This is a genomic window from Thermoanaerobacterium thermosulfurigenes (assembly GCF_051201035.1).
GTDB lineage: Bacteria > Bacillota > Thermoanaerobacteria > Thermoanaerobacterales > Thermoanaerobacteraceae > Thermoanaerobacterium > Thermoanaerobacterium thermosulfurigenes.
In genome coordinates this window covers 1-9,243 of sequence record NZ_JBPODR010000045.1, presented here as the reverse complement: position 1 = coordinate 9,243, position 9,243 = coordinate 1, and the positions used below count along the sequence as shown (strand labels likewise).

The window sequence follows — 9,243 nt, the reverse complement described above, 5'->3', positions numbered from 1 at the left end:
TGGCACTGATTAGCCCAAAAGTTATAAATATATACTTCCATTTGAATAGTTTTTTATTCAATTTTAATTCCCCCTCATATTTGTGTCATAATTGTGGCAAATTTATAATAAAATATTATCATGAATATATGTACAAATTGTTAATAAGATGTAAACAAATTATAAAAATTCATGATTTCAATACAATAAATTGTTTTTGATTTAGAAGGTGAATAAATTGCTTAATATAATGAGAAATTTTGCAAATTTAATAATGACTGTAATTTTCTACATAATCATTATAATTACTATATTATTTATTGCATTTGTAATATTAAAAGTTTCTTCAAATAATAGAAATAATTCCAACACTACGAATACTGGAGAAATATATGGAAAAATTATAAAAATAAGTTCTAAAGTTGAAAATAATAATTCTCAATATTGTAATGTGGATATAGAACTTTTATCAGGAAAATACAAAGGTAAAATAATAACAGCTCCTAACCTTGTTGCGTGATTCACAAGCACTTCACAATACAATAATCAGGAGTATGCAAAAGTTGGAGACGAAGTTATTGTATATTTAAATCTTGATTCTAATGGAAACATAAAAAGTGCATATATTTATGAAATTGTGAGAGATAAATATTTATAATAGTAGCTATTGAAGAGTATTCAAGCAACTGCTATCATAAAAAGTTACTTGCAAAAAACAGGTTTAAAAAAACTAAAAGCTATCCTAAAAAGGATAGCTCTTTACCCTCATTCGGATCGATTTAGCAGCATTAACCATATTGATAAGGCTCAATTTTGCTTCTTCGTCTTCTCTTGTTTTTAAACCACAATCCGGGTTTATCCATAATTTGTTTATATCCAATTTTCTAATCATAATTTCAATCAATTCTTCCAGCTCTCTTTGCGATGGAACTCGTGGTGAATGAATATCATATATCCCTGGTCCTACCTCTGGTTTAAAATTATTTTCCTTAAATAAGTCTAATATTGAAAAATCTGAACGTGCCGCCTCAATAGAAATCACATCTACATCCATAGATTCAATTTCTTTTATAATATCTGAAAACTCACTATAACACATGTGTGTGTGAATTTGAGTTTCAGTTTTTACTTTTGCATGAGTTAAACGAAATGCACGAATAGCCCAAAATAAATAGTCGTTCCACTCCTTTTTTCTCAAAGGTAATTTCTCTCTTAAAGCTGCTTCATCAATTTGTATAATTCTAATTCCTGCCGCTTCTAAGTCTAACACCTCATCTCTAATAGCTAAAGCAATTTGATATGCTATTTCTCTTAATTCTAAATCTTCTCTCGGAAATGACCAATTTAAAATAGTAATTGGCCCAGTTAAAATTCCTTTTACAATTTTATCAGTTTGTTTTTGAGCAAACTTAATCCATTTGACTGTCATCGGTTCCTTTCGTTTTACATCTCCAAATATTATTGGAGGTTTTACACATCTTGTTCCATATGATTGTACCCACCCATTTTGTGTAAACAAAAATCCTTCTAATAATTGTCCGAAATACTCAACCATGTCGTTTCGTTCATATTCTCCATGAACAAGCACGTCAAGCCCTATTTTTTCTTGAAAATCAATTATTTCTTTTATTTTTTTCTGCAATTGTTGCTCATATTCAGTCTCCGTTATTTCTCCTTTCCTCCATAGCTGACGAATTCTTCTCACCTCAGATGTTTGAGGAAAAGAACCTATAGTAGTCGTTGGCAAAATAGGAAGCTTAAATTTTTCCTTTTGGACTAAAATGCGATTTTCAAATTTATCTTTTCGAATAAAATCTTCTTCATTTAAATTTTTAACATTTGAACGAATCTCAGCATCAAAACTTAATGAATCTGTTATTTTCCTCTTCAAAACCTGTTGATTAAATATATAAAGGTCATTCTTCTCAAAGTCATAATCAATACATAAACTCTTTAAATCCTTAAGTTCTTCCAGTTTTTCTTCTGCAAATGCCAAAAATTCTTTTATATTTTCTTCAATACTTTCTTCATTAAGAAGCGTATACGGAACATGCAGAAGTGAACAAGATGTACTGAGCCATATATTTTCCGGCATAACAAATTGTTCTAATATTCTTATCAATTCCATGCTTTTTTTATAATCATTTCGCCATATATTTTTCCCATTTACAATACCTGCTGATAAAATTTTATTGGAGGGGAAACCAGATCTTTTTATTAAATCAACATTTTTTATTCCTTCTACTAAATCTAAACCTAATCCATCAAAATCCAATTCTATCAACGTTTCATAAATATCTCTTACATCTCCAAAATACGTCTGAATTAATATTTTTGTATTTCTTTTTTTGGCCAATAACTTCTTGTAAGCTATTTTAAATAAATTAATGTCTTCTTGCGTTAAATCTGTTACCAATATAGGTTCATCTATTTGAATCCATTCAGTTCCTAATTCCTCAAATTTTTTTAAAATTTCTATATATGTATTTGTTAATTCAAATAAAATTTCTTCAAAAGTTCTCTTAGTGTTAAATCTTGCTAACTTTAAAAATGTAAACATACCTATTATAATAGGTCTTGTATTTATTCCCAATTCCTTTGCTTCTCTATATAAATCAAAAGGTTTTGTATCATTTAAAAAAAATTCAGTATCATCGTCTATTTCAGGAACTATATAATGATAATTTGTATTAAACCATTTTTTCATAGGTAAAGCTTTTACATCTTCTTCAATATCTTGATATCCTCTAGCCATAGCAAAATATGTATCAATAGGTAAAAGATCTAACTGCTTATACCTTTTAGGAATAACATTTAAAAGAAATGCCATATCCAACATGTTATCATAAAATGAAAAATCATTAGATGGAATATAGTCTATACCTTTTTCTTTTTGTACCAACCAATATTTTTTTCTCAATTGCTTAGATTCTGCAAAAAGTTTACTTAAACCAATTTCGCCTTTAAAATACTTTTCTACTACTTTCTTCAATTCGCGGTTTACTCCAATGCGTGGATAACCTACTATTGTTGTTTTCATTATTTTTCCTCCTTATCTCCATTCCCAAAGATTTGGTTTTATTTACACATAAGGCAGGTCTCCTGACTTATCTTCATCCTACTTGTTTCCCTTCCTATCATTTAGATAGTGGTATACGAAACGTTCGTCCAAAATACAGTAGTGGGTGCTGTTCAAGATTCTCACTTGATTCCCTATTATCTTCTTTTTTAAAGAAGCACCTTATATGCGAATTATCTTTTTCCATATCCTTATTGAAGATATGAATGACAACTATTTTAAAAACATTTATGTTTATTTTACTATTATGAAAATAATATGTCAAGAACGAATTTTCAAAATACAAAAACAGAAGATAAGTTATTTAATTGAACTAACTTATTTCTCTTTTTCTAACTCATTCTTTCAAAAAGATAGTGAAGTTTTATTTCTACATTTCATTGCTATTTCACACGATTTTTGACCTAAAAAAATTTTATTTAAGTCACAAATAGCAAAACTTTTTGATAAGCTTCACGTAACATAATTCTCAAATGAAGAATATAATATAAAGACATATTAAAATAGGGGGTTTTACTATGCATGTTATATCAAGTTTATTATTCTCAATATCAGCAAATATCGATAACTTTACTGTAGCCATAGCATATGGGATTAAAAAAATAAGAATTGGGATATTAAGTAATATTCTAATCGCTTTAGTATCTGGTATTGGTACATTTCTATCAATGTCTATAGGATTACTTATAAATAGATTTCTACCCACAAACATATCAAATATCGTTGGCAGTCTTATACTTATTATGCTAGGACTATGGTTTATTTTAGACTATTACAAGAAACGAAAAACATATACTTTTAACTTTAAAAATAACTACGAAATCCTGATTAATTCAAAAATCGCAGACACGGATAATTCAAAATATATAGATATGAAAGAATCTATTATCCTTGCTTTTGGTTTAACAATAAACAATTTAGGTTTGGGAATTGGAGCAAGCATTACAGGACTTAACATATATTTTACTACATTATTAACAATTATTTTCAGTTTATTATCCATTCTTTTAGGTTTTATGCTTGGCAATACTTACTTAGCCAAAATATTTGGCAATTATGCACCATTGGTCTCTGGAATTTTAATTGTCTTTTTAGGTATATACGAAATTTTTATTTAAATCGTTAAATTTTTATGATATGTAAAAAATCTCCCACCTATAAAAGATGGGCTATTTATTAAACATCTATCGAATATTTCTAAAAATTGATTTTTAGAGTAATTTGGTTTATGCTATAAGAGTAATCTTTTGTTTAGTATATCGGAGTGATAAATGATGACATTAATTAAGTCAAAAAAATCAGCTATCTTACTTTTTCTTATATTAGTAATAATAGGATTTACTTTTTTTTATGGCAAAAGCCTATTTTTCAAACATAATTCTGCAAACAATGTCAAATCTGTTAAAATTGTATCTAAGATAAAAGCTAAAAAAGCAAGCAAAAGTTATAATGAGCCGATAACAACTGCTGTTACTTCTACAGAGTATCCGATTAAAAGTAGTACAAGTAAAATTACATCTATAATATCATCAAACGCAATATCTGATAATGAAATATTATCGCTGGTAGACAGAAGCAACAGAAATGAACTATTTGAAAGCCCAATGCCTCTTAATACCCCTATATTCAGCAGTAACAAAAAAGCCAACAAATTACTGGCACTTACATTTGATGATGGACCTTCAAAAGAGTTTACTAAAAAATATGTAGATGTTTTAAAAAGCTTAAATGTTAAATCCACTTTTTTTATTGTAGGGAAAATGGCCGAAAAAAATCCTAATTTGCTTACGTATATTGCAGAAAATGGCAATGAAATAGGTATTCATTCATACAGTCACAAATATATGCCTTTAATGACACCTGAGCAGATGATTGACGAGCTTTATAAGACGCAGGAAATTGTCGTCAACACAACGGGAGTAAAACCCGATTTATTTAGACCTCCATATGGAGCATTCAATAATACTCTCGTGAAAATATCAAATGCATTGGGACTTCATGTTGTGCTTTGGACTGTTGATCCAGATGATTGGAAAAGGCCCGGAATACAAAATATAATTAATACAATTGTATCAAAATCATCTTCTGGCTCAGTCATTCTTATGCATGAGGGTAATTCAGAAACATTAGCAGCATTGCCACAGATAATTGTAAAACTCAGATCTGAAGGATATTCTTTTGTGACAGTATCTGAACTTATGAAAGCTTATCAATAGTCAATAGTATTAGCTACTTCATGTTCCGCCTCATTCTGGACACCACATAGTGGTTCACACTATCAAGCCCACAGCGGACTTTCACCGCCAAGTTATCGCATATGCCGGTCGCACATTAAAAAGAGAAAGCAGGTTAACCAATTAAACCAACTTTCTCTTCTATTTCTATCTTACCCAACACACACGCAGTTTCGTCCATTATTTTTCGCTTCATAAAGCATATTATCTAATCTTAATAGAACTGTATCAATATTATCATTTTCTTTAAAGTCAGTCGCTCCAAAGCTTGCTGTAACATTACCAACACCATCAAATTTTGCAGTGCTGATCTTAAACCTCAGTTCTTCTGCTATATCTGAAGCATTATTTAAAGAAGTCTCAGGTAAAAAGATAATAAATTCTTCCCCACCCCATCTGGCAAAACAATCAGTTTTGCGTATTCTTTCTTTTACAATTTCAACAACTCTTTTTAGTACCATATCACCTGCTGCATGCCCAAAATAATCATTGACATTTTTAAAATGATCCAAGTCAAACATGATAAGCGAAAAAGGCTTTTTATTCCTTTTCGTCATTTCTACTTCTTTTTCAAGTATATCCATAAAGAAACGTCTATTGTATATACCTGTAAGGGGATCAGTGACTGATCTTAAATAAAGCAATTCTTCAAATTTTTTTCGCTCGCTAATATCGCGTATTATTCCTATTGCATGCCATGATCCATTAATTTTAACAACAGAAAGCGAAAGCTCAACATCTATCTCATGACCTTTTTTATGTACAGTTTTCATTTCAACTGTTTTCCCAACGATGCTTCCTTCACCGCTATGGCGAAATTTTTCAATCGCCTTTTTGTAGGAACTATACAACTGTTCATCTAATATCATAAATGTATGCAACTCTTTACCTAATATTTCATCTTTTGAATAGCCGAGTATTCTTTCTGCCGCCGGATTCCAAAAAGTAACCTTGCCATACCCATCAATCATTATAATAGCATCACCGGCATAAGCAGTTATAGTATTTAAAATTTCATTTTTCTCCATAAGATCATTTTCAATTTTCCTTTGCTCCGTCAAGTCAGCTACAAATGCCACAAAGACTTTTTCGCCATCATACTCCATAAGCTCTATATGAATTACCACTGGGTATAATGAACCATCTTTTCTTCGATGCATTGTTTCAATATTTAATTGCATCTGCTTACCATTTAAAAGTGGCTTTAAAAACTCTTTAAAGCTTTGCAGCGTAAATTCTATCTTGATATCAAGAGGAGTCATTTTTTTAAGTTCTTCCTCTGAATAACCCAAATTCTTCCTTGCTCCACGATTTACGAAAATAAATTTTAAAGTCTCAGCATCAAATATATAAATTTCATTTAGAGAATCTTCAAAAAGCTTACTGTAAAATTCAAGTTTTCTTTTAATTTCCCATTCTTCAGTGATATCAAATACTATTAAATGAATTAATTTCTTATCTTGATAATCTATAATTGTTGAATACACATTTACTATTTTTTCACTTCCATTAACTCCATTTTGTATGCATACACATGGGTTGCACCCTCTTTTAAGCATCTCCCAGCAGCTTTCATATCCATCTACACCAAAAAAATCTGCAACTTCCCTAATATCCATGTTTTGCACAATATCTTTAGGATATCTGCAAAATTCACAAGCAGCTTTATTCGCATAAACTATATGTCCTGATTCAGCATCAACCAATATCATAGCTACATCATGGTTTTCAAACATACTATGAAACATTTCTTCTCTGCTTTTTATCTCATGCCTGGCCTCATACAAGTTAAAAGCCATCTCAATTTGAGAAATAATGACACTTTCATCGACACCTTTTAAAATGTAACCATACGCCGAAACAGATTTTATTTTTTCCATTATTTCTCTATTGGCATTAGCAGTCAAAAATATAATTGGAATGTCTTTATGCTTACCAATTATTTTTGCAGCGTCTATGCCATCAAGCTTTCCGCTAAGCTCAATATCCATCAAAATCAAATCTGGACTTTTTTCATTGCTTATTATTTTTTCAATAGCCTTTTCCCCAGAAAATACTATTTCAGTCTTGTATCCATATCTTTCTAAAATATCTGCCGCTATTTGTGCGTTAAGTTTACTGTCCTCTACAATTAGGATCTCCTTTTGGAAAATAGTATCCATCATCAAGTACCCCCAACCATCTAGTCTATAAATATATCATTTAATGAAAATTTTCCTTAATGATATTATACACTATTTAACCAAAAGCACAATAATTTGACATAAGACAACTTTATAATTTCACACTTTAGCCTTCATTAAAAATTTTATATGCTTTCAAAAATTTGTGAGACATCTCTTTATCACCTAAGCCATCATATATCTTATAGTACAAAAGGTAAAATCTAGGATCGTCTGGATTAACCTTAGATTTTTTAAGCATATCCAGTGCTTCAATGAAATTATCATCATCAATTAAATTTTCTATTTCGTTTATTAAATTATTTGTATCATTTTCCTTTGTTTTTTCATGTTCAGCAATCATTTTTTCTAAAACAGATTTAACTCTTTTTACAGTAAATGGTTTTTGTATATATTCTACAGCACCTAATTTTGTACACTCGATCGCATTTTTTATCGTAGCAAATGCCGTTATTATTATTACAGGCGTTGTTATCCCACAAGACCTTATCTTTCTTAAAACTTCGGTGCCACTTAAAAGCGGCATTTTAATATCTATAAACGCAAGCTCTACATCTCCATTTTTCAATATTTCAAGCGCTTCTTCACCATCTTTAGCCGTTATAACATTATATCCTTCGGATTCAAGGCAAGTAGTAAGAAGCATTCTAATATTCTTAGTATCATCTGCAACTAAAACTTTCTTCATAAAGTCTACCCTCTTTCATCACATATAGGAAGTGTAAACATGAAATTGCTTCCTATATCTATATCGCTTTCACACCATACTTTTCCACCGTGAGCCTCTACAATCTCTTTTACGACAGCAAGTCCCAATCCTGTACCTTTAATCTCAAATTCATCATCATTTTGTACGTGAAAAAACTTGTCAAAAATTTTATCTTTGTATTCTTTCGGTATACCTGCACCAGTATCTTTAACAGAAATCTGCATGAAGTCGCCATCAACCGACGCACTAATTGTAATATCATCACCTGCATCAGTGTACTTCAAGGCATTAGTTATAAGATTGTTTAAGACCCACGTTATTTTCTCTGGATCGGCATATACACCTGGCATATCTTCGTCAATTGTATTAGTAAGATTTACGCCTTTTTCATTTGCAATATTATATAATGGCTTTACAGTATTTTGCGCTATTCCAAATATAGAACAACATTTAAAGTTGTACATCTCTTTTCCAGATTCAATCTTAGTAAGTTCAATTAGTTCATTAACCAATTCAGTAAGCTTTTCACTTTCTTCTTCGATTGCCACGAGTGTGCTTCTTTGTTTATCATTAATCGCACCTATTTTTTCTTCTAAAATCATGCTTGTACCCATCATTATGGATGTCAATGGTGTTTTAAACTCATGTGAAATTATCGATATGAAATCGTCCTTTGCTTGGTCCAACTCCTTAAACTCAGTAATGTTGTGAAAAACCAACAGTATGTCTGATATTTCAGATTTATAATTTTTTATTGGGGTGATTGTAACATCATAATATTTATCACCGTATTTAACCTGCTCAACCTTGTTAATATTAAATTTTGAATCAACAATTGCATTTATTTGCTCAAAAAGCTTCTCATCTTTAACAGACAGAAGAAAATGCTTATCAATCGCATTTTTTTCTTCGATTCCAAATAACTCTTCCGCCGCACCATTTAATAATATTATTTTATAGTCTGAACTCAACCACCACCTGCTAAAGCAGGTGGGTTGGATATGCCGCTTAAGCAGCTTAAAACTCGCCTAAAGTAAAATTATCATTCTTTTGATTTTC

Annotated in this window: 7 protein-coding genes and 1 riboswitch; of the genes, 3 read left to right on the top strand and 4 right to left on the bottom strand. The window is 30.3% G+C overall.

The window, feature by feature from the left end; translation table 11 throughout:
* Window positions 1–217 precede the first annotated feature (217 nt).
* On the top strand, window positions 218–499 hold the full coding sequence (locus HNR52_RS11555; protein WP_435620643.1) for a hypothetical protein: 282 nt from the start codon (window positions 218–220) through the stop codon (window positions 497–499).
* A gap of 222 nt (window positions 500–721) precedes the next feature.
* Here the strand turns inward: HNR52_RS11555 and metE are convergent, their stop codons facing one another.
* Window positions 722–3,019 carry a 5-methyltetrahydropteroyltriglutamate--homocysteine S-methyltransferase gene (gene metE, locus HNR52_RS11550; protein WP_013787655.1) on the bottom strand — a complete coding sequence of 766 codons (2,298 nt, stop codon included), beginning with the start codon at window positions 3,017–3,019 and terminating at the stop codon, window positions 722–724.
* A 35-nt stretch (window positions 3,020–3,054) separates the two neighbouring features.
* Window positions 3,055–3,238, bottom strand: a riboswitch (cobalamin riboswitch).
* Window positions 3,239–3,576: 338 nt separating this feature from the next.
* On the opposite strand from metE, the gene ytaF reads away from it, so the two are divergent.
* Both ytaF and HNR52_RS11540 read left to right on the top strand, forming a co-directional pair.
* Window positions 3,577–4,176 (top strand): sporulation membrane protein YtaF, encoded by a 600-nt coding sequence (gene ytaF / locus HNR52_RS11545; RefSeq protein ID WP_435620642.1) that lies wholly within the window; start codon window positions 3,577–3,579, stop codon window positions 4,174–4,176.
* Between the two features lie 156 nt (window positions 4,177–4,332).
* Complete coding sequence (locus HNR52_RS11540) at window positions 4,333–5,274, top strand: polysaccharide deacetylase family protein (protein WP_435620641.1); 942 nt, start codon at window positions 4,333–4,335, stop codon at window positions 5,272–5,274.
* Between the two features lie 170 nt (window positions 5,275–5,444).
* Here the strand turns inward: HNR52_RS11540 and HNR52_RS11535 are convergent, their stop codons facing one another.
* From HNR52_RS11535 to HNR52_RS11525, 3 genes are all read right to left on the bottom strand, one after another.
* The gene (locus HNR52_RS11535) at window positions 5,445–7,454 is read right to left on the bottom strand and encodes a GGDEF domain-containing response regulator (protein ID WP_435620644.1); all 2,010 of its coding nucleotides are present in this window, start codon (window positions 7,452–7,454) and stop codon (window positions 5,445–5,447) included.
* Window positions 7,455–7,581: 127 nt separating this feature from the next.
* Window positions 7,582–8,163, bottom strand: a complete 582-nt coding sequence (locus tag HNR52_RS11530; protein WP_435620640.1) for a response regulator — start codon at window positions 8,161–8,163, stop codon at window positions 7,582–7,584.
* Between the two features lie 5 nt (window positions 8,164–8,168).
* A complete protein-coding gene (locus tag HNR52_RS11525; protein ID WP_435620639.1) occupies window positions 8,169–9,155 on the bottom strand; it encodes a sensor histidine kinase in 987 nt (328 codons plus the stop codon).
* Between the last annotated feature and the right edge of the window lie 88 nt (window positions 9,156–9,243).

What these genes read in the sequence shown, in the direction of transcription:
- metE (WP_013787655.1), bottom strand. Translation starts at nt 3,019, where the DNA reads ATGAAAACAACAATAGTAGGTTATCCACGCATTGGAGTAAACCGCGAA.
- ytaF (WP_435620642.1), top strand. Translation starts at nt 3,577, where the DNA reads ATGCATGTTATATCAAGTTTATTATTCTCAATATCAGCAAATATCGAT.
- HNR52_RS11540 (WP_435620641.1), top strand. Translation starts at nt 4,333, where the DNA reads ATGACATTAATTAAGTCAAAAAAATCAGCTATCTTACTTTTTCTTATA.
- HNR52_RS11535 (WP_435620644.1), bottom strand. Translation starts at nt 7,454, where the DNA reads ATGGATACTATTTTCCAAAAGGAGATCCTAATTGTAGAGGACAGTAAA.
- HNR52_RS11530 (WP_435620640.1), bottom strand. Translation starts at nt 8,163, where the DNA reads ATGAAGAAAGTTTTAGTTGCAGATGATACTAAGAATATTAGAATGCTT.